This is a genomic window from Exiguobacterium antarcticum DSM 14480, assembly GCF_000685865.1.
Lineage (GTDB): Bacteria > Bacillota > Bacilli > Exiguobacteriales > Exiguobacteriaceae > Exiguobacterium_A > Exiguobacterium_A antarcticum.
In genome coordinates this window covers 1,332,622-1,358,107 of sequence record NZ_JMKS01000003.1, presented here as the reverse complement: position 1 = coordinate 1,358,107, position 25,486 = coordinate 1,332,622, and the positions used below count along the sequence as shown (strand labels likewise).

Annotated in this window: 22 protein-coding genes and 1 riboswitch; of the genes, 10 read left to right on the top strand and 12 right to left on the bottom strand. The window is 48.7% G+C overall.

Annotated elements, in window-relative coordinates; translation table 11 throughout:
* Nucleotides 1-144 precede the first annotated feature (144 nt).
* Nucleotides 145-1,638, top strand: a complete 1,494-nt coding sequence (locus tag P404_RS0107800) for a malate:quinone oxidoreductase (RefSeq protein ID WP_026830472.1) — start codon at nucleotides 145-147, stop codon at nucleotides 1,636-1,638.
* 63 nt (nucleotides 1,639-1,701) lie between these two features.
* On the opposite strand, the gene P404_RS0107795 is transcribed toward P404_RS0107800, so the two are convergent.
* The 7 genes from P404_RS0107795 to P404_RS0107765 form a co-directional block, all read right to left on the bottom strand.
* Nucleotides 1,702-2,244 (bottom strand): ECF transporter S component, encoded by a 543-nt coding sequence (locus tag P404_RS0107795; protein WP_026830471.1) that lies wholly within the window; start codon nucleotides 2,242-2,244, stop codon nucleotides 1,702-1,704.
* A gap of 340 nt (nucleotides 2,245-2,584) precedes the next feature.
* On the bottom strand, nucleotides 2,585-4,114 hold the full coding sequence (gene ahpF / locus P404_RS0107790; RefSeq protein ID WP_026830470.1) for an alkyl hydroperoxide reductase subunit F: 1,530 nt from the start codon (nucleotides 4,112-4,114) through the stop codon (nucleotides 2,585-2,587).
* A gap of 14 nt (nucleotides 4,115-4,128) precedes the next feature.
* Entirely contained in the window at nucleotides 4,129-4,692 is a 564-nt protein-coding gene (ahpC, locus tag P404_RS0107785; protein WP_026830469.1) for an alkyl hydroperoxide reductase subunit C, read from the bottom strand.
* Nucleotides 4,693-4,912: 220 nt separating this feature from the next.
* Entirely contained in the window at nucleotides 4,913-6,313 is a 1,401-nt protein-coding gene (gene gnd, locus P404_RS0107780; protein WP_014971703.1) for a decarboxylating NADP(+)-dependent phosphogluconate dehydrogenase, read from the bottom strand.
* Between the two features lie 18 nt (nucleotides 6,314-6,331).
* On the bottom strand, nucleotides 6,332-7,678 hold the full coding sequence (locus P404_RS0107775) for a GntP family permease (protein WP_014971702.1): 1,347 nt from the start codon (nucleotides 7,676-7,678) through the stop codon (nucleotides 6,332-6,334).
* 25 nt (nucleotides 7,679-7,703) lie between these two features.
* Entirely contained in the window at nucleotides 7,704-9,245 is a 1,542-nt protein-coding gene (gene gntK / locus P404_RS0107770) for a gluconokinase (RefSeq protein WP_026830468.1), read from the bottom strand.
* Nucleotides 9,238-9,954 (bottom strand): GntR family transcriptional regulator, encoded by a 717-nt coding sequence (locus P404_RS0107765; RefSeq protein WP_026830467.1) that lies wholly within the window; start codon nucleotides 9,952-9,954, stop codon nucleotides 9,238-9,240. The genes gntK and P404_RS0107765 overlap by 8 nt, the downstream gene beginning before the upstream one ends.
* A 181-nt stretch (nucleotides 9,955-10,135) precedes the next feature.
* Between P404_RS0107765 and P404_RS0107760 the strand changes: the two genes are divergently transcribed.
* The 4 genes from P404_RS0107760 (at nucleotide 10,136) to mmuM (ending at nucleotide 15,277) form a co-directional block, all read left to right on the top strand.
* The gene (locus P404_RS0107760) at nucleotides 10,136-11,047 is read left to right on the top strand and encodes a ketopantoate reductase family protein (protein ID WP_026830466.1); all 912 of its coding nucleotides are present in this window, start codon (nucleotides 10,136-10,138) and stop codon (nucleotides 11,045-11,047) included.
* 213 nt (nucleotides 11,048-11,260) lie between these two features.
* Nucleotides 11,261-12,679, top strand: a complete 1,419-nt coding sequence (locus P404_RS0107755; RefSeq protein WP_014971698.1) for a polysaccharide pyruvyl transferase family protein — start codon at nucleotides 11,261-11,263, stop codon at nucleotides 12,677-12,679.
* A 107-nt stretch (nucleotides 12,680-12,786) separates the two neighbouring features.
* A riboswitch (SAM riboswitch) is annotated at nucleotides 12,787-12,888 on the top strand.
* An 81-nt stretch (nucleotides 12,889-12,969) separates the two neighbouring features.
* Nucleotides 12,970-14,370, top strand: a complete 1,401-nt coding sequence (locus tag P404_RS0107750; RefSeq protein WP_014971697.1) for an amino acid permease — start codon at nucleotides 12,970-12,972, stop codon at nucleotides 14,368-14,370.
* The gene (gene mmuM, locus P404_RS0107745; protein ID WP_026830465.1) at nucleotides 14,345-15,277 is read left to right on the top strand and encodes a homocysteine S-methyltransferase; all 933 of its coding nucleotides are present in this window, start codon (nucleotides 14,345-14,347) and stop codon (nucleotides 15,275-15,277) included. The genes P404_RS0107750 and mmuM overlap by 26 nt, the downstream gene beginning before the upstream one ends.
* A 63-nt stretch (nucleotides 15,278-15,340) precedes the next feature.
* Here the strand turns inward: mmuM and P404_RS0107740 are convergent, their stop codons facing one another.
* Complete coding sequence (locus P404_RS0107740) at nucleotides 15,341-15,763, bottom strand: MarR family winged helix-turn-helix transcriptional regulator (RefSeq protein WP_026830464.1); 423 nt, start codon at nucleotides 15,761-15,763, stop codon at nucleotides 15,341-15,343.
* 184 nt (nucleotides 15,764-15,947) lie between these two features.
* Between P404_RS0107740 and P404_RS0107735 the strand changes: the two genes are divergently transcribed.
* Both P404_RS0107735 and P404_RS0107730 read left to right on the top strand, forming a co-directional pair.
* Nucleotides 15,948-16,403, top strand: coding sequence for a CBS domain-containing protein (locus P404_RS0107735; protein WP_014971694.1), 456 nt, complete (start codon nucleotides 15,948-15,950; stop codon nucleotides 16,401-16,403).
* Between the two features lie 15 nt (nucleotides 16,404-16,418).
* Complete coding sequence (locus P404_RS0107730) at nucleotides 16,419-17,657, top strand: MFS transporter (protein WP_026830463.1); 1,239 nt, start codon at nucleotides 16,419-16,421, stop codon at nucleotides 17,655-17,657.
* A gap of 61 nt (nucleotides 17,658-17,718) precedes the next feature.
* Here P404_RS0107730 and P404_RS0107725 read toward each other — a convergent pair whose 3' ends face one another.
* Nucleotides 17,719-18,141 (bottom strand): DUF1801 domain-containing protein, encoded by a 423-nt coding sequence (locus tag P404_RS0107725; RefSeq protein ID WP_026830462.1) that lies wholly within the window; start codon nucleotides 18,139-18,141, stop codon nucleotides 17,719-17,721.
* A 110-nt stretch (nucleotides 18,142-18,251) separates the two neighbouring features.
* On the opposite strand from P404_RS0107725, the gene P404_RS0107720 reads away from it, so the two are divergent.
* Entirely contained in the window at nucleotides 18,252-18,599 is a 348-nt protein-coding gene (locus P404_RS0107720) for a hypothetical protein (protein ID WP_236624374.1), read from the top strand.
* 39 nt (nucleotides 18,600-18,638) lie between these two features.
* Here P404_RS0107720 and P404_RS0107715 read toward each other — a convergent pair whose 3' ends face one another.
* Nucleotides 18,639-19,796 carry an ArgE/DapE family deacylase gene (locus P404_RS0107715; protein ID WP_026830460.1) on the bottom strand — a complete coding sequence of 386 codons (1,158 nt, stop codon included), beginning with the start codon at nucleotides 19,794-19,796 and terminating at the stop codon, nucleotides 18,639-18,641.
* Between the two features lie 168 nt (nucleotides 19,797-19,964).
* Nucleotides 19,965-20,786: an SDR family oxidoreductase gene (locus P404_RS0107710; RefSeq protein ID WP_014971689.1), complete on the bottom strand. Its 822-nt coding sequence runs from the start codon at nucleotides 20,784-20,786 to the stop codon at nucleotides 19,965-19,967.
* A 146-nt stretch (nucleotides 20,787-20,932) separates the two neighbouring features.
* Between P404_RS0107710 and P404_RS0107705 the strand changes: the two genes are divergently transcribed.
* Nucleotides 20,933-21,805, top strand: a complete 873-nt coding sequence (locus tag P404_RS0107705; protein ID WP_026830459.1) for a hypothetical protein — start codon at nucleotides 20,933-20,935, stop codon at nucleotides 21,803-21,805.
* A gap of 82 nt (nucleotides 21,806-21,887) precedes the next feature.
* Nucleotides 21,888-23,753, top strand: coding sequence for a molecular chaperone HtpG (htpG, locus tag P404_RS0107700; protein ID WP_026830458.1), 1,866 nt, complete (start codon nucleotides 21,888-21,890; stop codon nucleotides 23,751-23,753).
* A 97-nt stretch (nucleotides 23,754-23,850) separates the two neighbouring features.
* Here htpG and P404_RS0107695 read toward each other — a convergent pair whose 3' ends face one another.
* On the bottom strand, nucleotides 23,851-25,434 hold the full coding sequence (locus tag P404_RS0107695; RefSeq protein WP_026830457.1) for a Na+/H+ antiporter NhaC family protein: 1,584 nt from the start codon (nucleotides 25,432-25,434) through the stop codon (nucleotides 23,851-23,853).
* Nucleotides 25,435-25,486: the final 52 nt, after the last annotated feature.

Here is a 25,486-nt window from a genome sequence, read left to right as displayed (position 1 = left end):
ATTTTTTTTAAGTGGAGACACCCAATATTTTAATTTATGAATGACCTGTGATAGGGTTATACTGGAAAGGTAAGTTGTCGTCATACGAGCGCTTTCAACTGGTATGACAGGTCCATAATATCAAACGGGGATAGGAAGGATATCATGAGCAGTATGCCTAAACAAACAGATGTTATTTTGATTGGTGCCGGAGTCATGAGCGCAACACTAGGGGTCTTATTAAAAGAGCTTGCGCCAGACATGAACATTAAAGTATTCGAGAAATTAGCGAGTGCTGGGGAAGAAAGTTCAAATGAATGGAACAACGCGGGGACAGGTCACGCAGCACTCTGCGAACTGAACTATACGACGGAAAATGCTGACGGAACGATTGATATCAGCAAGGCGGTCAAGGTCAACGAACAGTTCCAACTGTCACGCCAATTTTGGTCGCACCTCGTCAAAGAACAAGTCTTGCCGAATCCGAAAGAATTCATCATGCCGATTCCACATATGAGTATGGTCGAAGGAGCGGAAAACGTCACATTCCTGAAAAAACGATTGGAAGCGCTCTCAGCTAATCCGTTGTTCAAAGGAATGGAATTTTCGGAAGATCCGGAGCAACTGAAACAATGGATTCCGTTAATCATGGAAGGCCGGACGTCACCGGAGCCGATCGCAGCAACTAAAATCGATTCGGGTACAGACGTCAATTTCGGAGCACTGACACGGATTTTGTTTGATCACTTAAAACAACTCGATGTCGAGATCAATTATGGTCACGGTGTCGAAGACTTGAAACGAGTCGACGGTGGTTGGGAAATCAAAGTCAAAAACGAACGCGACAACCGGATCGAACACCATACAGCGAAGTTCGTCTTTATCGGCGGCGGCGGCGGAAGCTTGCCGTTACTTCAAAAAACAGGGATTCCGGAGTCGAAACAGATTGGCGGATTCCCGGTCAGCGGCTTGTTCCTCGTCTGTAAAAATCCAGAAATCGCCGAACGTCACCATGCGAAAGTCTACGGGAAAGCCAAAGTCGGTGCGCCGCCGATGTCTGTCCCGCATTTAGACACACGTTACATCGACGGTCAGAAGTCACTCTTGTTCGGACCGTTCGCTGGTTTCTCACCGAAGTTCCTTAAAACCGGATCGAATCTTGACTTGATCACATCCGTCAAACCAAACAATGTCTTGACGATGCTGGCGGCAGGCGCAAAAGAGATGGGACTGACGAAGTATTTGATCGAGCAGGTCTTACTGTCGACAGAGCAACGGATGAACGAACTGCGTGAGTTCATTCCGAACGCGAAGACCGAAGACTGGGATGTTGTCGTTGCCGGTCAACGGGTCCAAGTCATCAAGGATACACCGCAAGGCAAGGGGACTCTCCAGTTCGGAACGGAAGTCGTCAGTGCGGCAGACGGTTCAGTCGCAGCGTTGCTTGGCGCTTCACCAGGTGCGTCAACAGCCGTACCGGTCATGCTGGAAGTGCTCGGAAAGTGTTTCCCGGATCAAATGCCTGAGTGGGAATCGAAAATCAAAGAAATGATTCCGTCGTACGGGACGTCACTCGTCGCGAATCCAGAGCTCTTTGATCAAATCCATGCCGAAACCACGAAAACGCTCGAATTGACGGAAGCCCAACCGATTCGTTAAGAGTATTTATTGGCAACAAAAAAGCCCCGTCCTCTTGAAGAGGACGGGGTTGCTTGTGTAAAATCAGCCGCGTTGACGGAAGAAACGTGTTTTCTTCAAGGCAATTCCAACTGGAATCGCGACGAGAATACCGACGACGTTTTGCGTGATGTTTCCCGGGATTGAAGCAAGTGGAGCCGCCCAACTGCTGAAGGCAATTCCTTCATGAACAAAGTAGACGAGCAACATCACCGGTACGGAAGCGATCATCCCGATCAAATTGAATGCGACATTCGTTCCTTTTCGACCACCGGACCAAGCGATGTAACCAACGATCAACCCTTGAAGTCCACGAGCGATAATGGTACCAGGTGCCCAAATGGTATAGCCTAGCAGAATGTCAAATAACCCCATTCCAACGGCGCCGGCAATAAGTGCTGTACGTGGACCGAATAAAATCGCAATCAGGAACAACATGGCTGTTCCCATGTGGATCAGTCCACCATTCGCTGCGATGGGCAATTTGATATTGATGAACATTGTTGCGACAAGAACAAGTGCAATCGACATCGAAGTGATGACGAGTTGCCGGGTACGAGTGCTTGAATACGGTGCTGCTTTTTGCATGTGCCTGACCTTCTTTATGATAGATTTTGAATACTCTCAATCTATCAGATAACTGGTCTAGCTAAAAGTGTCAATTTCGAACAATTTATAGAGGTCAGTTTAAATCTGAATCTTTCATAATGAAAGCGTAGACCTAAAAGATGATTTTCCGTGACTTCTACGGGAAAAAGCGCGTTTACGCGCTGTCAGAGGCAGGCGAGACCCGGCTTTAAGACCTGTTGGTCGTAAAAAGCCGCGGCTTGCGCCTCGCCCGAGAAAAGCACGGAAAGAAACATCTTTTGTGAAACATACCTTTTTTCTAATCAAAAAAACGCCTTGCCGAAGCAAAGCGTTTCGATAATCAGTTACGAATCATGTAATCGAAGGCACCGAGTGCAGCTGTAGCACCTGATCCCATCGAGATGATGATCTGTTTGTAAGCACTGTCCGTACAGTCACCGGCTGCGAAGACACCCGGGATGTTCGTTGCGCCATGACGATCGACAAGGATTTCACCGAACTTGTTGCGTTCGATCGTTTCGCCGAGCCAGTCTGTGTTTGGCACAAGACCGATTTGGACGAAAACGCCTTCGAGCTCGACATGATGCTCAGCACCTGTTGCGCGTTCGACATACGTGATGCCGTTCACTTTATCCGTACCTGTGATTTCCTTCGTCTGGGCGTTGGCAACGACCGTGACGTTCGGAAGACTTGCCAGACGGTCTTGTAAGACCGCGTCTGCTTTCAGTTCCGGTGCAAATTCAAGCACCGTCACATGTTTGACGAGACCGGCAAGATCGATCGCAGCTTCGACACCGGAATTCCCGCCGCCGATGACAGCGACACGTTTTCCTTCGAAGAGTGGACCGTCACAGTGGGGACAGTACGCAACCCCTTTGTTCTTGAACTCGAGTTCGCCCGGTACACCGATGTTGCGCCAGCGTGCTCCTGTTGAGAGGATCAGACTTTTCGTTTTCAAGACCGCACCGTTCTCAAGTTCCAGTTCGACGAGGTCTTTTTTCTCAAGACGTTTTGCCCGCTGGAGGTTCATGACATCGATGCCGTACTCTTTGACGTGTTCTTCAAGACTCGCAACGAGTTTCGGACCTTCCGTATACTTCATGCTGATGAAGTTCTCGATGCTCATCGTATCCATGACCTGACCGCCAAACCGTTCCGCGACGATCCCGGTCCGGATGCCTTTACGGGCTGCATAAATCGCGGCACTTGAACCAGCAGGACCTCCACCGACGACAAGGACGTCGTACGGATCTTTGTCCGCAAAGTCAGACGCATCGACACCTGTGCCGAGTTTCGCAAGAATTTCTTCGAGCGACATCCGACCGTTTCCGAACGCTTCGCCGTTGACGAAGACCGTTGGGACAGCCATGATTTCTTTCGCTTCGACTTCTTGTTTAAACGCGCCACCATCAATCATCGTGTGGCTGATATTTGGGTTCAGGACACTCATGACGTTTAAGGCTTGGACGACATCCGGACAGTTGTGGCAACTGAGACTGATGTAGGACTCGAAGTGGTATGTTTCTTTGATGCCTTTGATCTGATCGATCAGTGAAGCATCGACTTTTGGTGCACGACCGCTGACTTGGAGTAACGCCAAGACGAGGGACGTGAACTCGTGACCGAGTGGAATCCCGGCAAACGTGATTCCGCTCTCTTCACCGACACGATTGACGCTGAAGCTTGGTGTCCGAGCCAGTGACGCCTGCTCGATGCTGATTCGTGGTGACATGCTCGCGATTTCTTCGACGAGCTCGCTCATCTCAAGAGAAACGGAGTCTGTCCCGGCGCTGACCGCGAGGACAAGATCTCCTTCCAATAACTCCAGGTATTGAGCGAGTTGTGCTTTAATATCTGCTGCTAAAGCCATCTCAAATCCGCTCCTTAAATTTTTCCGACGAGGTCGAGGCTCGGTGTGAGTGTTGCAGAACCTTCTTCCCATTTCGCTGGGCAAACTTCGCCTGGGTTGTTGCGTACGTATTGTGCTGCTTTGATTTTGTTAACGAGTGTGCTTGCGTCGCGACCGATTCCGTCTGCGTTGATCTCAACCGTTTGGATGACACCGTCTGGATCGATGATGAACGTTCCGCGGTCTGCAAGTCCGTCTTGTTCGTTCAAGACTTCGAAGTTACGTGAGATGACGTGTGACGGATCACCAATCATGACGTACTCGATTTTACCGATTGTTTCTGAAGTTTCGTGCCAAGCTTTATGTGTAAAGTGCGTATCTGTTGAAACTGAGTAAACTTCAACGTCAAGCGCTTTGAGTGCTGCGTATTGGTTTTGAAGATCTTCGAGCTCAGTCGGGCAAACGAATGTAAAGTCTGCTGGGTAGAAACAAACGACACTCCATTTTCCACGAAGGTTAGCATCTGTAAGATCGACGAACTCTCCGTTATGGAATGCTGATGCACTGAATGGTTTTACTTCACTTCCGATTAAAGACATGATAAAAATCCTCCTGTTGGGTTCTATTTAAGAATCTGTTCTAGTGAAAAGAAAAAGCTGTATCTATCACACTAGAATAATTCTAATCTAATACTAATTTCATATAACCGCTCTGTTTTGTCAAGAGATAACCTGTAATTTCCTATTCTGATAAACAAAGTGTGAACAAAAAAAGAACTCCCGTTTTCCTGAACGAAACAGGAAACGAGAGCTGTATGAGTTACTGCCAGTCCGTATGGAACGTCCCTTCGCGATCGGTTCGGGCATATGTATGTGCACCGAAATAATCACGTTGGGCTTGTAAGATGTTGGCGTTAGAACTAGCAGTTCGGTAGCTGTCGTAATACGTCAATGAGGTGCTGAGACATGGAGCAGCGAGTCCGGACAAGAAACCTTCTGCGACGACTTGGCGCAGTGACGTTTGATAAGCCTGAACCTTCTCGGCGAAGTACGGCGCGAGCATCAGGTTCGCCAGTGACTCGTCCTTGGCAAAGGCGTCACTGATGACGTTGAGGAAATCGGCCCGGATGATGCAGCCGCCGCGGAAGATCAAGGCGATTTCTTCGAGGCGTAAATTCCAGTCATACAGTTCGGACGACGCCCGGTACTGGGTGAAGCCTTGGGCATAGGCTGCAATTTTCCCCATATAAAGCGCTTGGCGGATTCGCTCGATCCAGACGTCTTTATCAAGCGTTTCACGGGCGTCTGGTCCGCCGAGGACAGTAGCCGCTACGACACGTTCTTCTTTGACGGCCGAGAGATAACGGGCGAACAAGGCTTCGGTAATGATCGAAGAGGCGATCCCATTATCAATCGATTGCATGCTCGTCCATTTGCCTGTGCCTTTTTGACCGGCTTGGTCCAAGATGACATCGATCAATGGAAGACCGGTCGCATCATCTTTTTTCCGGAGAATATCCGCTGTGATTTCAATCAGGTAACTTTTCAGTTCGCCTTCGTTCCAAGACGAGAAGACATCAGCGATTTCTTCAACGTCGAGTCCAAGACGGAACCGGAGGAAACTGTACGCTTCTGCAATCAATTGCATGTCCGCATATTCGATGCCGTTGTGGACCATTTTGACGAAATGACCGGCCCCTTTTGGTCCGATGTAGACGCAACACGGCTCGCCGTTCACTTTGGCGGCAATCTTCGTCAAAATCGGTGCAACTTGTGCGTAGGCTTCTTTTGTTCCACCCGGCATGATGGCAGGACCGGTCCGGGCACCGACTTCACCGCCGGAGACACCGACGCCGATGTATTCGATCTTGTGTTGTTGCAATTGATCAAAACGACGTTCTGTATCGAGGAAATGAGAATTCCCGCCGTCCATGATGATATCGCCTTCTTCAAGATGCGGAATGAGTGATTCGATGACTGAATCAATCGCGCTTCCTGCCGTGACCATCACGAAAATTTTCCGTGGACGGGCAAGGGATTGAACAAAATCTGCTACTTCGTAATAAGGATGCAGCGGTAATCCTTCGTTATGTGCCATTAAGTCATCTGTTAAATCACGTGTGTAGTTGTAGACGGCGACGTCTTCTTGATGGCTCGCCATGTTGAGGGCGATGTTGCGCCCCATGACACCGAGCCCGATGACTCCGATTGAATGTAGCATATAGATCGACTCCTTTTTTTAGACGACGAGACTGAGTAAGAGGACGAATCCAAGTCCGAAGACGGAAATGATTGTCTCAAGCAAGGTCCACGTCGCGAACGTTTCTTTCATCGTTAATCCAAAATATTCTTTAAACATCCAGAACCCGGCATCGTTGACGTGGGAAGCGATCAAACTGCCGGCTCCAGTCGCCAAGACGACGAGTGCGAGGTTGACGTCCGATTGACCGAGCAACGGAATGACGAGACCGGCTGTCGTCAGTGAGGCGACCGTCGCCGAACCAAGTGAAATCCGTAAGATGGCGGCGATGATCCAGGCAAGTAAAATCGGTGATAATGTCGTTCCGTCAAAGATTTCAGCGACGTAATCACCGACACCACCATCAATCAGCACCTGTTTAAAGGCACCACCACCACCGATGATCAATAACATCATCCCGATTTGGGTGATCGCGGTCGTACATGAATCCATGACCGTTCTGATCGGAATCTGGCGAGCCAGTCCCATCGTATAGACAGCGACGAGCAAGGAAATCAGCATCGCCGTCGACGCGTTTCCGATGAACTGAATGGCAGCTAAAGTGGGGTTGTTGTCCCAGCCAAGCGTCTTTTGTAATAACGTTAATACGGTTGCGATCGACATCAGGAGGACCGGTAACATCGCCGTGAAGACACTGATGCCGAACCCTGGTGTATCATTTAAATCAAATTCCTTCTGTTCCCCGAGTGACGCGATGTTGCCTGTTTTCTTGAATGATTCCGGTACGATACGCTTCGCGATTTTCGTGAAAATCGGACCGGCGATGATGACCGTCGGTACGGCAACGATAAAGCCGTATAAGAGAACTTGACCAAGGTCGGCGCCGTACTCGCCGGCAATGACAGTTGGGCCCGGATGGGGCGGCAGGAAACCGTGTGTGACCGATAAAGCGGCGACCATCGGAATCCCGAGATAGAGAATCGAGACCCGTAACTGACGTGAAATCGCGAAGACGATTGGAATCAATAAAACCAATCCGACTTCAAAGAACAAGGCAATCCCGATGATGAATGAAGCGACGACGACGGCCCATTGGATATTCTTTTCCCCAAATTTCGCGACAAGCGTCATCGCGATTCGTTGCGCACCACCAGCGTCGGCAATCAGCTTTCCGAGCATCGCACCAAGTCCGAAGATCAAGGCGAGGTGACCAAGCGTTCCGCCGAGACCGGCTTCGATCGTCGTGACGATTTGATCAAGCGGCATTCCAAGCAGTAACGCGACGACGAATGAGACGATGATCAGTGAAACGAATGTATTTAATTTTAACCCCATGATTAAGACGAGTAATAAAACAATCCCGATGGCAACAATGACTAATGGCATGTGACTTCCCCCAAAAAACGTTAAGTTAAATTTCTTTTTGAATCAAACCCCGTTGATACGTAGCGATGCGTCGATAGTCGTTTTCAAGAACGCGCGCTAAACTGATGAAGATCGGTAATAACTGACGATACTCGTGCATCGCTTCTTCATTTGGTACATGACGATGTGTATCACCGATCATGTCGGCTGCCACCTCAAATGAATCGACTTCCCCCGTCGCATACAATCCGAGAATACAGGCCCCAAGACATGAACTTTCAAAACTTTCCGGAATGACGACTTCTGATTCGAAGATATCCGCCATCATCTGACGCCACACTTCAGAACGGGCGAACCCCCCGGTCGCCTGAATCCGTGTGACCGGACCATCCATACATTCAATGAGCGCAAGGAAAACGGTGTACAAGTTATAGATGACACCTTCCAGGGCTGCCCGAATCATATGTTCCTTTTTATGCGACAATGTCAGACCAAAAAATGAGCCGCTGACGTCCGGATTCCAGAGCGGCGCCCGTTCGCCGGACAGATACGGATGGAACAGTAAACCGTCCGAACCGGGGCGGACCCGTTCCGCGATTTTCGTCAAGACGGCATACGGATCAATCCCGAGTCGTTTCGCCGTTTCGACTTCAGACGATGCAAGCTCGTCGCGAATCCAGCGTAAGACCATCCCTCCGTTATTGACCGGACCACCGATGACCCAATGGTTTTCGGTTAAGGCATAACAGAAGATCCGGCCTTTTTCGTCCGTTTGCGGCCGGTCGATGATCGTCCGGATGGCACCACTCGTTCCGATCGTAATCGCGATTTCGCCTTTGCGGATCGCATTGACGCCAAGATTCGACAGGACGCCGTCACTGGCTCCGATCAGGAATGGTGTAGAGGAATCTAGTCCAATTTGTTTGGCGTATTCCGGTGCGAGATTCGTAAACGAAGTCGTCGTTGAAACCGGTCGTGACAGTTTGGATGCATCGATGCCGGCGACGTGCAAGGCTTCTGTATCCCAGTCGAGTTCATGAATGTTGAACAAGCCGGTTGCGGACGCGAGTGAGTGGTCGATGACATATTCACCGAACAAACGTTGGAAGACAAATTCCTTGATGCCGATATATTTTTTTGTCCGGGCGGCGATGTCGGGATGTTCTTCGACGAGCCAACAAATCTTGCTGAGTGGTGACATCGGATGGACCGGTGTTCCTGTCCGGTGATAGATCGAATAACCATACTGTTCTTTGATCTTGTTCGACCAGGCCTCGCTTCGGCTGTCCGCCCACGTGATGCAGGCAGTCAACGGTTGATCGTGTTCGTCCATCGCAATCAGACTGTGCATCGCGCTGCTGAAGGCGACGAACTTGGGATGTTCCGTCGGATGTTGTTTCGTCATCAACCGGATGCTTTCCAACACAGCATGAAAAATCTCTTCCGGATCCTGCTCCGCCGTCGAACGGTTTGGTGTATGAAGCGGATAACCGACATTCGTTTGTCCGACGACTTCCCCTTTTGTCGTGAAGAGCACTGCTTTTGTACTTGTCGTTCCGATATCGATTCCTAACATATATTCAGTCATGCGGCTCTACTCCCTTCGTCATCAGTTGTTGCGATTTCCATAAATCCTCAACTTCCTGTACATCATCAAAGTTCTGGTGCAGGGAAGCGATCATCCGTTTACGATCGCCGGTCTCGATGGCTTCGATGTAGAGCGCGTGGTTCTCAAGAATCCGCTCGAAATCTTCGATATCATCATCCAGACGCTGACGCATCGACAATAAGATGAAGCTTTCCATGACGGGCTTGAGATTCTGCCACATCATGCTGACATAGCCGTGATCAATCGATCGGATGATCGTTTCATGGAACAGGACGTCTTGATAAGAAAATTCATCCGCATCCTTATACTTGATGGCAATCTTCATCATCTCGAGAATCTTGCTCAATTCACGGACAAGATCCTGGCGATCCATCCGGACGATACGTTCGAAGACGAACGTCTCGATTAACAGACGGACATCGTAAATTTCCTGGATGTCTTGCTTCGACAGTCCGACGACGACGGCACCCATCCGTTCCAACCGGATGATGCGTTCTGACGCCAACACCTTCAGGGCATCCCGGACAGGCGACCGACTGACGGAAAAATCAGCGGCTAATTTGTTTTCAGATAAGACTGTACCGCTCTCGATCTTGCCGGAAATGATCCGCATGCGCAGTTCATAGGCGACACGATCACCGGCGGATGCTTTTGATAACCACTTAATCGGGTATAAAAGATCAGACATAAAAACACCTACTTTGTTTGATGAGTATACTTGTATACAAGTAGTATAAACGACGGAAACTAAAATGCAAGCGCTTTAATTAAATTGTCATCTTTGTCCAATTCGGTCTGATCTGTATGATAGGCTAGACAAAGAACAGGTACTAATGGAAGAAAAAAATCAGAGATCCGGAGGGATGAAAATGAAAATTCTAGTTGTCGGAGCAGGGGCGGTCGGCGGTTATTTTGGAGGACGTTTGGCGGAAAAAGGGGAGGATGTCACGTTTTTAGTCCGTAAACGCCGCATGCAGGAGTTAGAAAAATCCGGACTCCAGATCAGCAGTCCGCACGGTGATTTTGAGATGTCGCCACGTGTAATCGAAGCTGGAACAGATGAGACGTTTGATCTGATTCTGCTTTCGACGAAAGCCTACCACCTGAATCAAGTCGTACAGGATATCGAACCGTTTGTCGTGGAACATACATACATTCTGCCATTGTTAAATGGAATGGCACATCTGGAGCGGTTAACTGAAACATTTGGTGAACACCGTGTGCTCGGCGGACTATGCTTTATTGAATCGACACTGGATGAACAGGGACGGATTCTTCAAACCAGTCCTTCCCATCATCTGTTGTTTGGTCCATTAACGGGGGAACGGACGCAACGCTTGGCAGAACTGGAACGGCATCTGACCGGGACAAAATCGCCGATCAAGTATTCGGAAACCATCATCCGTGACATGTGGAACAAGTATCTTTTCATCACGACGTTTTCCGGTGTGACGTCGCTCTTCCGTTCGGCGATTGGTCCGATCCGAGAGCAGGAACAGGGGATGGAGCTGATCCGTCAATTGACGGCTGAAGCAAAACAGGCGATGGAGCAACAAGGTGCTGTCTTCAGTGACGAGATCGAACAGGTTCAAGAAAAACAGATCGTTCAAATGACCGACACGATGAAATCCTCCCTGCAACGCGACATGGAAAAGGGACAGGATGTCGAGGACGATCATCTCTTCGGAAGTCTGCTCATGACGGCGGATCAAACGAGGTATCCGCTGTTACGAGCTATTTATGCCAACTTACAGGTCTATCGAGCCACACGCACCTCCTGAAAATCAAGTAATGGGTTTATTATATTGGAAAAATTACCATGAAAATCGATCATTTTCAGGTCTGTTTGAAAACGGATCTGCTCGGCTATACATTGACTTTTTGAATCAAACTCCTCTATTCTTAATGAGATTGATAAAAACCGTTAATATATTTTTTGACGTTAATTTAATGATAAAACAAGAACACCAGATGTGAGAGGGGATTTACTTTACATGACACGTATTATTATTCGCGCAGGTATGACACCGTTTGAACAGTTTGACGCAGAGTATCTCATGAAACACAATTCAATCGGAGGAAATGTTGGGAACTTGATTTATCAATACAGCATCTTCCGTACATTGATGACAGAAGGTACGACGATTACACCGGATTACTACTACTATGAAGAAGAGCGTGCAGATGAGATCAACGCGAACTTTGATTTGTATGTCATTCCGCTCGCTGACGCATTCCGTAAAGAATTCGTCCCGACACTGCGTAAATATACGAAATTAATTAAAAAACTCAAGATTCCAGTCGTCGTCATCGGCGTTGGTTTACGCGCACCATTTGAGCCGGATCTAAAAGAAGGTTTCTCATTCGATGAAGATGTGAAAGCTTTTGTCAGCGCAGTTCTTGAACGCTCAAGCATGCTTGGACTTCGCGGCGAAATCACATCAAAATACTTGACGCGTCTTGGTTTCCGCGAAGGAATCGATCACAAAGTCATCGGTTGCCCATCGATGTATGCCTTTGGCCGTGATTTAAAAATCCGTGAGACGAACATCACAAAAGATTCGATGATCGGTGTCAACTCGTCACGTCTTGCACCACAAAACGTCCTCAACTTCATCACACGTGGAATGGAAGAGTACCCGAACCACTACTTCATCCCACAATGGATGAAAGAGTTACGTTTGACGTACACAGGAACACATCCGATTGCTGACTTATCTGTAACGAACTATCCGGTTAAAATGTCGGATCCGACTTACATGAACGACCGTGTCCGCTTCTTCTTGAACGCACAGACATGGATCGACTTCTTGAAAGAAGCTGACTTCAGCTTCGGAGCACGTCTTCACGGTAACATCACGGCAACACTTGCCGGAACACCAAGTATCCTGATTCCAAAAGATGCACGGATGCGCGAATTAACGGATTATCACCAATTGACACACATCTGGGCAAACGACATCACAGACAGCACACGCTTGTCAGATGTAATTGAGTCGGCTGACTTCCAAAGCCCGACACGTGTCCAAGCGCGTAACTTTGATAATTTCGTTGAATTCTTGAACACAAATGATTTAGAGCACATCTACAAAGAAACGAACTACCCAGAGAACGTTCCGTTTGATCGTGAAATGGCAAAAGCAGAGTTGCTTCCAGTCGTCAAACCGATCACAGGAATCAGTATTGAAGAAGCCGTTTCACGTTTTGAATCGTACTTCCCAGAAGAAGAACAAAAAATCGTCGCAGCTCAAAAACGCGATAAAGCAAAAATGGCTGAAAAAGATAAGAAAATCAAATCGCTTCAAGGCAAGTTGAACAGTCAGACAAAAGAAATCAAGCATCAACAAGGCACACTGAACCGGAAAGCGGTTCGGATGGCATTGAAGACAGCTGATTTGTTTGCGAAGAAATAAGCTACGGACGTCTTATACCATTTTGGTGTAAGGCGTTTTTTTGTGTAATGAATTCTGAATTGTTTTGACAATTCAAAACAGGGTTGGTACTGTTATGAAAAATTACATTCTTATCCAGAGAGGTGGAGGGACTGGCCCTTTGAAGCCTCAGCAACAGGTCGAAAGATACTGTGCTAATTCCTGCGGGTGTCGTACCCGATCGATAAGCTTCTTTTTATTGTCGACCGACGCACCCATGTATGTGGGTGCGTTTTTTTATTTTATGAGAAAAAGAGGAGTGTGGAGGAGTAATGAAAGAAGGAACATTTCGCCGGAAAATGGAATCCCGGCATATCGTCATGTTGTCACTCGGCGGCGTCATCGGGACCGGATTATTTTTAAGTACAGGTTACACGCTCGAGCAGGCAGGGCGGGTCGGAACGATTTTATCGTACTTGGTCGGAGCACTCGCCGTGTATCTAGTCATGCTCTGCTTAGGAGAACTGGCCGTACATATGCCGGAGACGGGTGCCTTTCACAGCTACGCGACGAAGTATCTTGGATCCGGAACAGGTTATACCGTCGCTTGGCTCTACTGGCTGACGTGGACGGTGGCGCTCGGTTCAGAATTTACGGCAGCCGGTTTATTGATGCAACGGTGGTTTCCGGATGTCCCGGTCTGGCTGTTCAGTGCCTTGTTCGTCGTCATGATTTTAGGCATCAATGTCTTGACGGTTCGTTTGTTCGCAGAAGTTGAATTTTGGTTTTCGGCTGTCAAAGTATTAACGATTTTAGTATTCATCGTCTTAGGGACAGCAGCGATTGTCGGATTTCTGCCACTCGCGGACGGATCGCAAGCGCCGCTTCTTGCCCCGTTGACGGATGGCGGATTATTCCCGAACGGAGCATTCGCCATCCTGATGACGATGCTCGCCGTCAACTTTGCCTATTCCGGAACAGAGTTGATCGGGATTGCAGCAGGTGAGGCCGTCGATCCGAAACGGACGGTTCCGCTGGCCATTCGAACAACGGTCTTCCGGCTTGTCTTATTTTTTGTCGGGACGATTATCGTTCTCGCGATTCTGTTACCCAACGATTCAAAAGGAGTGCTCGAAAGCCCATTCGTTGCCGTATTCGAACGGATTGGTCTGCCGTTTGCTGCAGATATCATGAATTTCGTCATCCTGACGGCGATTTTGTCAGCGGCGAACTCGGGTCTGTACGCCGCTTCACGGATGCTTTGGTCACTTTCCGATCAACGGATGATCACGCCGTTCTTTTCTAAATTAAATGCAAGCGGAGTCCCGACACGTGCCGTTCTCTTCAGTATGCTCGGAGGTCTACTCGCCTTATTGTCCAGTGTCTATGCACCGGGTTCCGTTTACATTGCGCTCGTTTCGATTTCCGGACTGGCAGTTGTCGTCGTCTGGATGAGCATCAGTGCTTCCCAGTTCATGTTTCGCAAGCGCTATCTGCAAGAGGGACATGATGTAAACGATTTGGTTTACCGGACACCTTGGTATCCATTTGTCCCGATTCTGTCATTTTTAATGTGTTTGGCTTCACTGATCGGGATCGCCTTTGATCCGACACAACGGGTCGCTCTGTATTTCGGGGTGCCGTTTATCGCCGTCTGCTACATCGTGCATCATCTAACGAAAACCTCATGGAAACGGAGTGAAGAAGATGTCAAAGAACAACAATCCAGTTGAACAACTGTTAAAGGAAAAGCCGTATCTTTTATTGGACGGCGCATTGGCGACGGAACTCGAGCGCCACGGGAGCAATCTCGAGGACCCGCTGTGGTCGGCTCGGGTATTGCTTGAGGAACCGGAGCAGATTCACCGCGTCCATACGGATTATTTTAAAATTGGGGCAGATTGCGCCATCACGTCCAGTTATCAAGCGAGTGTCGCCGGTTTTAGCAGCCGGGGAATCAAAGAAGACGAAGCGATTGAACTGATGAAACAAACGGTTTATCTGGCGCAACAGGCGCGTGCGGAAACCGGACAGGCGGCAAGTCACGCCCTGATTGCGGGATCGGTCGGTCCTTACGGTGCGTATCTGTCAGACGGTTCCGAGTATGTCGGTCATTACGGAGTCGACGATGCACAACTGGAAGCATTCCACCGTCCGCGGCTTGAAGCGTTGATTGCAGCAGGGGCAGACGTGTTGGCGTTTGAGACGATTCCGTCCTTACAGGAAGCAAAAGTACTGTTTCGACTGCTCGAAGAATTTCCGGAACGATCTGCGTGGCTTGCCTTTTCTCTGCGTGACGCAACACACATCAGTGAAGGAACACCGTTAAGTGAATGTATCGAGTCCTTAGGGGAGCATCCGCAACTGGCGGCAATCGGCGCCAACTGTTTTCCGGCGTCGATCGCGACCGACTTCATCACGACATTAAAACAACTGACGGATGTGCCGATCATCGTCTATCCGAATTCTGGGGAACAGTATGATCCGGTCAGCAAGACCTGGTCCGGTGAAGCAGTCTGTACCGCGTTTGAAGACGTTGCCCCCGAATGGTATGCCGCAGGTGCCCGGTTGATCGGCGGCTGTTGTCGGACGACGCCGGAGCAAATCGAACGGATTCAACAGAAGGTGACAATCGGTTAACAGGCGACAATAAAAAACAGAGGGCGGATGGAAATCCGTCCTCTGTTTCATATTCTAAGGAGTTCACCGTTCCCGTAATGCTTGGTTGAACTTCTTCAGCAATCGCCCAAATGACTCGGCATCTTCATCCGGCCAGTCTGTCAGCAACCGTTCGATACTCGTCAGACGGGCCGTCCGGTAAATTTCGAGCTCCTGTTGACCGTAATGGGTGATGTTGTAAAAGAAGGCCCGGCCGTCTGTCGGGTCTTTTATTTTTTCGACTAATTTTTTCTGATCGAGCGCAGCAGCTTGCCGGCTGACGGTCGACACATCGAGTTGTAATTCGCGTGCCAGTGTCTTGACACCGACCTGACCGGAATCGGACAACTGGCGCAAGAGTAAGTAGGAAGCGCGATCCAAGTTACGGTTATCGGCCGTCGCTGTCGTCAAACGACGAATTAAAATCGCCAGTTGGAGCTCGATCGTTTCCAGGGATTGATTGGACATGTTGTCACCTCTTATTTGCATTCATTGCCCTCATCATTACGCACACACTGTCCTCTGTCAATCAAAGGCAGGCTTCTTGACAGGGTTATAGTTGTATTATACAATCATAAATGTCATTTAATTGTATCGTGCAACTTATTAATAAGAACTCATCCATTACAGCATGTTACGAAGGAGAATTCCGATGAAAGCTTATCAATCGATGAAAGAGACGGTCATTACCGTCAACGAACAAGATACAATCCGGACGGTTGTTGAACGTTTTATCACGTCTGGAATCAGTGGGGTCCCGGTCGTCAACGACCAGCAGGAAGTTGTCGGCTATATCAGCGATGGGGATATCATGCGAGTAATCGGCAAACATAAAGATATCATCGTCGATACGTTTTTGTACGTCGACGTCATCAAAGGCGATGACAAAAACTACGAAGAACGGGTCCGTCACATCTTGACGCGTCCCGTCATGGACATGGCGCGCCGGAAAGTCGTCACAGCCAACGTTGAGACCGAGATGGAAGAAATTGCGGCTACACTTGGCGCAAAACGAATCAAAAAATTACCGATTCTAAAAGACGGAAAGCTCGTCGGAATCATCAGTCGCGGTGACGTCATCCGTCACTCCTTTAAACAGTTTATTTAAGAAAGAAGGATTTATATGGCTTTTGCTGAAAAAACAACGACACTTGCGCCTGAGACAGTCTTAGAGGAAAGCAAACATGGTTTACTGCATCAACCGATTGCTGTATGGGCAGTATTTTTTGCCAGTATCACGGCTTTCATGGGAATGGGACTCGTTAATCCGGTCTTACCGACGATTGCCGAAAATCTAGAAGCCTCTAAAAGTGAAGTGACACTCTTATTTACGAGCTATAATGCCGTCATGGCGTTTGCGATGTTGATTACCGGTGCGATTTCGTCTCGGATCGGTCAAAAGGGAACACTGATGCTTGGGATTGCCGTCATTGCGGTTGTCGCCGGTTTTGCATCACAAGCAGATAGTATCTGGACACTCGTCGCCTTGCGTGGCGGTTGGGGGCTCGGAAACGCCTTGTTCGTCGCGACGGCACTTGCTGCCATCGTATCCCTCTCATCCGGCGGAACGGCGAAAGCCATCATCTTATATGAAGCGGCAGTCGGTCTTGGTATTTCGATTGGGCCCTTGCTTGGTGGAACACTTGGTTCGATCACCTGGCGTGCCCCGTTCATGGGTGTCGCGACGATCATGGTCATCGCGTTCCTCGTTTTGTTATTCTTGATGCCAAAACCAGTCGCAACGGCGACACCAGCGAAAAAGATTTCGTTGATTGCCCCATTCCAGGCGATGAAGCACCGTTCGCTGTTGACACTTGGGATCGTCGCAGCCTTGTATAACGTCGGATTCTTCACGATCATGGCGTATGCACCATTTGTCATGAAGTTGCCGGCGCAAGGACTCGGCTTCGTCTTCCTCGGTTGGGGAATGTTGCTCGCCTTGACGTCTGTTCTGACCGCACCGAAATTAAAACAATGGCTCGGCACGATCAAAGCAATGGTGCTGATGCTTCTCTTGTTCGCCGTCCTGTTACTGTTAATGGGAATCTTTACAGAAACACCGGCTGTCGTCATCGTTTGTGTCATTCTTGCGGGAGCCGTGCTCGGGAACAATAACACCTTGATTACGACGGCAGTCATGGATGCAGCACCGGTCGAACGTTCGACGGCGTCAGCGGCATACAGTTTCTTACGTTTTCTCGGGGCAGCCATCGCGCCATTCATGGCCGGTAAATTGGCTGAGATCTATAACGCCAACCTCCCGTTTTATGTCGGGAGTGCATTCGTTCTTCTGTCTGTCGTCATCATCGGGGTCAATCTCAAACATATTCGTCATATCGACACAGCAGACAGTGGACATTGATTTAAGCAGCAAGCGTCCCTTCTTTCGCAGTCAGCGGAAGAGGGGACGTTTTTTAGTGCCCTCAGGATTTTGGATACGTCTTTTCGAGGAAAGCGACCGAATGGACAATCAGTTCCCTTAAGACAAGCAGATCGATATCTGCTAGTTTATTGATAGAGATGCAACTTTTTCCACTCTTGTGTTTGCCGAGACGTACCAAGAATTGCTCCCGCTCCGGACCTGTTGCGAAATACAGACTGATGTTCGCTTTGCGGGGCGAGAATCCGACAAGAAATGAATCTCCTTCGTGTCCGGAGGAATAACGATAATGATAGTGACCAAATCCGATCATCGTGTTCCCCCATATGACGGCCGGATAACCCGTCATTTCTTCAAAAATCTGCCGTAATTGCTCACAATCCGTCCGTTTCATCGGTGGCGTGATCGTACTCAAAAAGGCATCGACGTTTTGATCTGTCGGTAAGGTCTTTTGCTGATCGGTCATAAGAAAACTCCTTTCGTGAGTCGATAACGGTACCCTGATGTCTATAGTAAGAAGATTCCCGATTTCTGGGATGTTCACTCCAAAGAAAAGAGGTGAATGAGTTGAAACACGTGATTTCATTTGTAGGATACGATGAGACGCTTGTCTGGCAAATCGTCGAGGTCAATCCAATCATAGAGACACTGCAGATCGAAGTCTTGTATCAGGATATGCTTATCCATGAAATGATGCTGTCCTTCTCCGAGTATGATCAATTTGCAAGCCGGTTTCGGCGGGTGCATGAACAGTTGCCGGGTGTCGTGTCGTTTCAAGATAACGGCTTTTTGTTTAAACTCGTATACGACCGACTCGGTCATGTCCGGATCGAATGGTGTGTTGCCGGTGAACCGAAACACGTCCTGCCGTCTGATCAGAGTTATATTGGGCAAGCGCTCGCTTTAATGGGTGTCTACACTTAAAAATCCTCCATCTGTCCCTTAAACAGATGGAGGATTTTTTCAGTCATAGGAATGTAGCGCAAGACGCATACACAACTCGATCGTTTCCGCATATTCCGACAGGGGAATCGACTCATCGATTTGATGGGCCAGCCGGAAATCGTGGAACGAAGCCACCGCAATCGGGAAGCTCCGGGCGGCCTGGCTGAACATGGCACCGTCTGTCCCGCCAGGAATCGCGACGCGCTGTGTCGGCTGCTGCCGGATTGATTCCATCGTGTCCGCAACAATTTGTAAGAATGGATCGTCACGATCGGTCTCACAGGAGGGGATGTCCTTGATGATCGTGACTTCCATCGAGAAGCTGTCGTCCTGTTGACGCAGCCGTTGGTTAACTTCTTCGAGCGCCTGCAAGACCTGTTCCCGTCCAAATCCGGGAATCGTCCGGATGTCCAGATAAAAAGCAGCATGGCTCGGAATGACGTTGGGACCTTCCCCGCCTGTGATTGATGTGATGGAAGCGACGACGGGTCCAAGTTCCGGATGACTATGATTGGTGATCGCAAAACGATCGGATTTGATTTCTCGAATCACACGATACAGATCATCAATCGCGTTTTTGCCGAGTTGGGGCGAAGAACTGTGGGCACTTTTTCCCGTACACGACACTTCCACGCCGATGACCCCTTTTTGCGCGTAACCAAGAAAACCGCTTGTCGGTTCTGTGATCAACAGAGCGTCTAAATCATCTGCGTCACCACGCTCGGTCAAATGGCGGGCTCCGGTCATCCCGTTTTCTTCATCCGACGTAATCAATAACTTCAGGTGATTTGGTAAGTCGGTCCGTGTATTTAAATCAAGCATCATACTGACAAGCGCCATGACACCGGACTTCATGTCGGAGGCACCGCGTCCGTAGATCCGTCCGTCCTCAATGTTGCCTCCGAACGGATCTGTCGTCCACTCGCTGATTTTGACCGGGACCGTATCGAGATGACCGGAGAAGCCGATCGTTTTCGGTTCAATGGCAGAAGCACCGGCCTGAATCGTAGCAACAAGGCAAATCCGTTTCGGTGATACCTCGATCCATTCGGTCTCAACCCCGTGAGACGTCAAGAGATCATAGACGTACACGGCGGAGTTCTCTTCCCCGTCGAGTGGATTGGTGCTTGGGATCTGTAAACAGCGTTGCAAATAAGTAATCGGTTCTGTCAGCATAGATTCTCCCCCTTTGCTTTATTTTTCCCATTCAAAAGTAGTTCAGTGAGGTAAACTAATTCTCAAAATATTTAAAGGAAATGAATTTCTTAAACTTCAACCGTTTGAAAATGAACAAAAAAAGCACGGCTCCACAAATGGGGGCCGTGCTGAACGGAAAACCATCGCTTATTCGGCGTCTGTTTTCCATTTATCGTCGATCAACATCTCTCCCGGCCACGTATACGCCATGATGCCGCCGTCAGCCGTGATGTCTTCACCCGTGACGTATGAACTGTCATCTGACGCGAGGAACAGGGCGACTGTCGCCATCTCGCGCGGTTTACCGAGACGGCCGAGTGGTGTAATCCAAGCATTGGCGTCGCGGAATTGTTTCCCTTGCTCGTCTTCTTTCCCGCCGACGAGTGTATCGATGAGTGGGGTTTCGATTGTCCCCGGGGAAAGCGAGTTGACACGGATGCCGTCGCGGGCATAATCAATCGCCATCGCCCGCGTGAAGTTGGCGATTCCGCCTTTTGCCGCGTTGTATCCCGAACGGTTCAAGTCAGCAGCCCGTCCCGACATCGATGACGTATTGATGATCGATCCGCCGTTTTTCAGCATTAACGGAATGACGAACCTACTTGTCAAAAACGTACCGCGTAAATCAACGGCGATGATTTGATCAAACAGTTCGATCGGATATTCATGGACTTTTCCGCCTTGTTGATCAATCCCGGCATTGTTGAACAAAACATCGACCGTCCCGTATGTAGACTGTAGATGGCCTGCGAGTTGTTTGACGCTGTCGACTTGTGAGACATCGACGTGAACGGCTTCTGCTTTTCCACCGGCCTGCTCAATCTGTTTTACGGTCGCTTGTGTTTTTTCAAGATCGATGTCAGCACAGACGACGGTTGCCCCTTGCTCCGCAAAGACAAGTGCCGTTGCTTGACCGATTCCTGTGGCCGATCCGGTGATGACTGCTACTTTGTTTTCAAGTCGTTTCATAAAAAATCTCCTCCTGATAAGTAATGTCCGATTTTGTACTTCACCTTATGAAACATTCCCTGAGCAGATGCGGATAAACCCATCGAAGTGTCTAACGTTTTTCTGGAACGGGAACAGGTAAAACAGAAAAGCGCAAAGTGAAAGGGATGAGAACGCTGATATCAGATCAATGGAAGTATGCAAAAAAATTATTGGCGGAAGCCGTTCAGCATCAAATCGAGTTAGAGAATGGACCGATGAAAAACGAATTGATTGAGGGGACTACTCCTGTCTTATGGTTTGGCGACGCGACGAAAACAAGCTGGTTGACGGTGGCGACCAATCCTTCGGCGGGACAGTTCTTAAAAAAAGACGGGACGATGCGTTACGATACAACCGGTCCCTTCTTTTTACGCGAGTCGGGAGTATCCTTAAGTACTTACCAAAACGACAGATATTATGACCAAACCATCGGGAACTATAACCGTTATTTTCAGCAAAAGGACGTCTACAAGACATGGTTCGGAAAAGAACAGGGTGGCAAACTGGAAGGTTTTCTAAACGGGTTTGGTGCGTCCTTGTATGACACGTCCCTGCTCCCCGTGATCCACACGGATTTTTTCCCGTTTCCGACAAGACGCTACATGGGGACGATCGCGATGCGGCAGGATCTCGAACAGACAGCATTCGGTCAAACCTTTTTCAAGAAGTTGCTGCATCTGTTTTCTCTGCATGGCATCATTTTATTAGGACGTGAACACACGGAGAGGTTTCGGAGTTTGGATCCAAGCATCACGTGGCAAGCACCGGTAACCGTCACCAATTATCCGGATGCAATCGTCGAATTTGGTTATTCGGCTGAATTATGTATCCCGGTCATCGGACTACACTTTAAACCGAGTGAACAGTTTATAGGTCTGGGCAGTCGTGTCGATGAGAAGGGGGTCAGTCACGGAACATATGGGTCGACGAAAGGATTACATGAGATTGGACGGGAGGTACGCAAAAAATTGAATCAATTCTATGAGGTGAAGGATTGACAGCCTTTTTCATATCCGTAATAATGGAAGTGAATTAGCACTCTAATGACTTGAGTGCTAAAAACAACAGGGGGTATCGAACATGAAAACGAAACAATTCAAAGCAGAATCTAAACGATTGCTCGAAATGATGATTCATTCCATCTACACACATAAGGAAATCTTTTTACGTGAGTTGATTTCGAACGCCAGTGATGCAATGGACAAGATTTATTATAAGGCGTTGACGGACGAGACGATGACGTTTGACAAAGAAGCCTACAAGATTACGATTGAGCCGAACAAAGAAACACGTCAACTGATTTTACGTGACACAGGAATCGGGATGACAAAAGAAGAGCTGGAAGAAAACCTCGGAACGATTGCGAAAAGTGGTTCGCTTGCCTTTAAAGCGGAAAACGAATCAAAAGACGGCCATGACATCATCGGGCAGTTCGGAGTCGGTTTTTATTCCGCCTTCATGGTCGCTGATACCGTGACCGTCGTGACGAAACCGTTTGGCAGTGACGTCGCCTATAAGTGGGAGTCGCACGGAATAGACGGGTACACGATCGAAGAGGTCGACAAAGAAACAGTCGGAACGGACATCACACTTCATATCAAAGCAAACGAAGAAGAAGAGAACTACGATGAATACTTAGAGCCGTACCGTCTTCGGAGTATCATCAAAAAGTACTCGGATTTCATCCGCTATCCGATCGAGATGGAAGAAACGGAACAGCGCCCGGTCGAAGGATCGGACGAAACAGAAGACGTGACGGTCATGAAGACAGTCAACAGCATGATCCCGATCTGGCGAAAAAACAAACGGGAACTGACGGATGAAGACTATGTCAACTTCTATCAAGAAAAACGGTATGGATTCGATACACCAGTCAAACATATCCATATTAGTGCGGATGGCGCCGTCCGGTATCAATCAATTTTGTTCATTCCCGAGCAACCGTCGTTTGATTACTATTCGAAAGAGTTCGAAAAGGGACTCGAACTGTATGCGAACGGTGTCTTGATCATGGAAAAATGCAGTGATCTGTTGCCGGATCATTTCAGTTTCGTCAAAGGAATGGTCGATTCAGAAGACTTGTCGCTCAACATCTCGCGCGAAATGTTGCAGCACGACCGTCAGTTAAAATTAATTGCGAAGAACATCCAAAGCAAAATCAAAACACAACTCGAGGCATTACTTCGTGACGACCGGGAGAAATACGAGACGTTTTACCAAGCCTTTGGCCGTCAACTGAAGTTTGGCATCTATAACGATTACGGAATGCACAAGGACAGCGTAAAAGAACTCGTCTTGTTCCATTCGGCAAAAGAGAAAAAATTAGTGACGCTCGCAGAATACGTCGCAGCGATGCCGGAAGAGCAGAAGTATATTTATTATGCGTCAGGAGAAAGCACGGATCGGTTGGATAAGCTGCCACAATCAGAGCTCGTCAAGGACAAAGGATTCGATATCCTCTATTTTACGGAAGAGATTGATGAGTTTGCGATTCAGATGCTTCTCAACTACGACGGAAAAGAATTTAAGTCCGTGACGAGCAGTGATCTTGGCATCGAGCAAACGGACCAGGCAGAAACGACAGAGACACAAGTCGAGATGTTTACAGCGATGCAGGACGTACTGGCGGGACAAGTCAAAGAAGTCAAAGCATCGTCGCGCTTGAAATCACATCCGGTTTGCTTCGCGACAGATGGTGCCGTATCGATTGAAATGGAGAAAATCCTTAAGGCGATGCCGAACAATCAAGATGTCGCAGCGGTGAAGATCCTCGAACTGAATACGTCACATGACGTCTTCAAAGCAATCGAAGCAGCGTATGCAGCAGATCGTCCGAAATTCGAACGGTATACGAAATTGATGTACCAACAAGCGTTATTGATGGAAGGATTACCAATTGAAGATCCGGTCGCGTTTGCGAACGAAGTCTGTGCGTTGATGGTTTGATCCGGTTCCAGCAATAACCAAAATTCATGTAAAAAAGCCGGATCCGATTTTTTAATCGGGTCCGGCTTTTGAATGGAAACAGTTTAACAGGCTTGGTTTATTCAGAACGAAGTTGCGACGGGACTTCACCGCGTCGTGACAGCACGTTCAACATGACGAGGAAAATCATGAAGGCGACAAGCGCACCGATGAATCCGAAGACAGACGAACCGGTGACACCGAGCATAAGGTACCCGACAGCCGACGTTGCTGCACCAATCAACGCATACGGCAATTGTGTCGTGACGTGATCGATGTGGTGGGATCCGGCACCGGTCGAGCTGAGAATCGTCGTATCGGAAATCGGCGAACAGTGGTCACCGAAGACTGATCCGGCAAGGACAGCTGCAAGCGTTGGTAGCAACAGACTCGGCTCAACCGCCATGATGAGGTCAGCACCGATCGGTAACATGATACCGAATGTTCCCCAACTCGTTCCGGTTGAGAATGCCATGATACTCGCGATCAAGAACAACAGGAACGGCAGATAGGAAGCAGGAATTGATTTGCTGACGAAACTTGCGAGATAGTCGCCGGTCTTCATGTCACCGATGACGGCAATGATGGTCCAGGCGAACAACAGGATGACGACGGCTGGCCACATGGATCTCATTCCAGCCCAGATGCTGATGCGATACTCACGTGCCGGAATCTTCCGGCCGATCAACATCAAGAAGGCAACCACTAAACTGATGACGACACCAGCAACGAGCGAACGTGTGACATCGGTCGCTTCGAACGCACCGATCAATGTGAAGGGACGATCGTCAGCAGCTAAGGCTTGAGCACCTGTCCACAGAAGAGCAGTGACGGTTGCGATGACTAACACGACAATCGGAACAACTAAGTCACGGACTTTTCCACCATCGTGTTCCTTGACTTCTTCTGCCATGCCCATCGGTGTTCCTTTGTTTGTATCAAACAATTCACCTTGAAGTGCACGTAACTCGTGCGTCCGCATCGGTCCAACAGCAATCCCGGTATAGGCGATGTAAAGTGTCAGTAATAAAGCAAAGATGGCATAGAAGTTTAACGGCACGATCATCATGAAGGCACTAAACGCCGAATAATCAGTGATCGAATGTGTCGTTAAGATCCCGGCGATGATCGAGATGATGAACGCACCCCAACTCGATAATGGACTGATGACACAGACCGGTGCAGCAGTGGAATCGATGATATAAGCCAGTTTGGCACGCGAGACACCACGACGGTCCGTCAACGGGCGACTGACGTTTCCGACAGCAAGACTGTTGAAGTAATCATCAATAAAGATTAAGATCCCTAAACCAAAAGCGGCGAGACGTGCACCACGTGCCGTCTTGACGTGGGTCGTTGCCCATTCGCCGAAGGCACGAGCACCACCGGATGTTTGAATCAATGTCGATAAGACACCCAGTAAAAGTAAGAAAACGAGTAATAAGACGTTCCATTCATTTAATGCACCATCTGCCCAAAACAGACTGAAGATGTTTTTGCCGAGATAAACGACCGTGTCGATTGGATTAAAACGATGAAGCAGTAACGCACCGATTAAAATCCCGACACCGAGTGAGATGACGACCTTTCGTGTGACGATCGCCAAGACGATGGCGATGACCGCCGGCGCAAGCGCGACGATGGAATCTGAATAGTTGACCATGGTTGTGGTTCCTCCTCTTTTTTTAGAAGATGAGACCCATTGCATACAAAAA

Excerpts from the sequence above, each read along its gene's own strand:
- P404_RS0107800 (WP_026830472.1), top strand. The coding sequence starts at position 145 with ATGAGCAGTATGCCTAAACAAACAGATGTTATTTTGATTGGTGCCGGA.
- P404_RS0107795 (WP_026830471.1), bottom strand. The coding sequence starts at position 2,244 with ATGCAAAAAGCAGCACCGTATTCAAGCACTCGTACCCGGCAACTCGTC.
- ahpF (WP_026830470.1), bottom strand. The coding sequence starts at position 4,114 with ATGGCTTTAGCAGCAGATATTAAAGCACAACTCGCTCAATACCTGGAG.
- ahpC (WP_026830469.1), bottom strand. The coding sequence starts at position 4,692 with ATGTCTTTAATCGGAAGTGAAGTAAAACCATTCAGTGCATCAGCATTC.
- gnd (WP_014971703.1), bottom strand. The coding sequence starts at position 6,313 with ATGCTACATTCAATCGGAGTCATCGGGCTCGGTGTCATGGGGCGCAAC.
- P404_RS0107775 (WP_014971702.1), bottom strand. The coding sequence starts at position 7,678 with ATGCCATTAGTCATTGTTGCCATCGGGATTGTTTTATTACTCGTCTTA.
- gntK (WP_026830468.1), bottom strand. The coding sequence starts at position 9,245 with ATGACTGAATATATGTTAGGAATCGATATCGGAACGACAAGTACAAAA.
- P404_RS0107765 (WP_026830467.1), bottom strand. The coding sequence starts at position 9,954 with ATGTCTGATCTTTTATACCCGATTAAGTGGTTATCAAAAGCATCCGCC.
- P404_RS0107760 (WP_026830466.1), top strand. The coding sequence starts at position 10,136 with ATGAAAATTCTAGTTGTCGGAGCAGGGGCGGTCGGCGGTTATTTTGGA.
- P404_RS0107755 (WP_014971698.1), top strand. The coding sequence starts at position 11,261 with ATGACACGTATTATTATTCGCGCAGGTATGACACCGTTTGAACAGTTT.
- P404_RS0107750 (WP_014971697.1), top strand. The coding sequence starts at position 12,970 with ATGAAAGAAGGAACATTTCGCCGGAAAATGGAATCCCGGCATATCGTC.
- mmuM (WP_026830465.1), top strand. The coding sequence starts at position 14,345 with ATGTCAAAGAACAACAATCCAGTTGAACAACTGTTAAAGGAAAAGCCG.
- P404_RS0107740 (WP_026830464.1), bottom strand. The coding sequence starts at position 15,763 with ATGTCCAATCAATCCCTGGAAACGATCGAGCTCCAACTGGCGATTTTA.
- P404_RS0107735 (WP_014971694.1), top strand. The coding sequence starts at position 15,948 with ATGAAAGCTTATCAATCGATGAAAGAGACGGTCATTACCGTCAACGAA.
- P404_RS0107730 (WP_026830463.1), top strand. The coding sequence starts at position 16,419 with ATGGCTTTTGCTGAAAAAACAACGACACTTGCGCCTGAGACAGTCTTA.
- P404_RS0107725 (WP_026830462.1), bottom strand. The coding sequence starts at position 18,141 with ATGACCGATCAGCAAAAGACCTTACCGACAGATCAAAACGTCGATGCC.
- P404_RS0107715 (WP_026830460.1), bottom strand. The coding sequence starts at position 19,796 with ATGCTGACAGAACCGATTACTTATTTGCAACGCTGTTTACAGATCCCA.
- P404_RS0107710 (WP_014971689.1), bottom strand. The coding sequence starts at position 20,786 with ATGAAACGACTTGAAAACAAAGTAGCAGTCATCACCGGATCGGCCACA.
- P404_RS0107705 (WP_026830459.1), top strand. The coding sequence starts at position 20,933 with ATGAGAACGCTGATATCAGATCAATGGAAGTATGCAAAAAAATTATTG.
- htpG (WP_026830458.1), top strand. The coding sequence starts at position 21,888 with ATGAAAACGAAACAATTCAAAGCAGAATCTAAACGATTGCTCGAAATG.
- P404_RS0107695 (WP_026830457.1), bottom strand. The coding sequence starts at position 25,434 with ATGGTCAACTATTCAGATTCCATCGTCGCGCTTGCGCCGGCGGTCATC.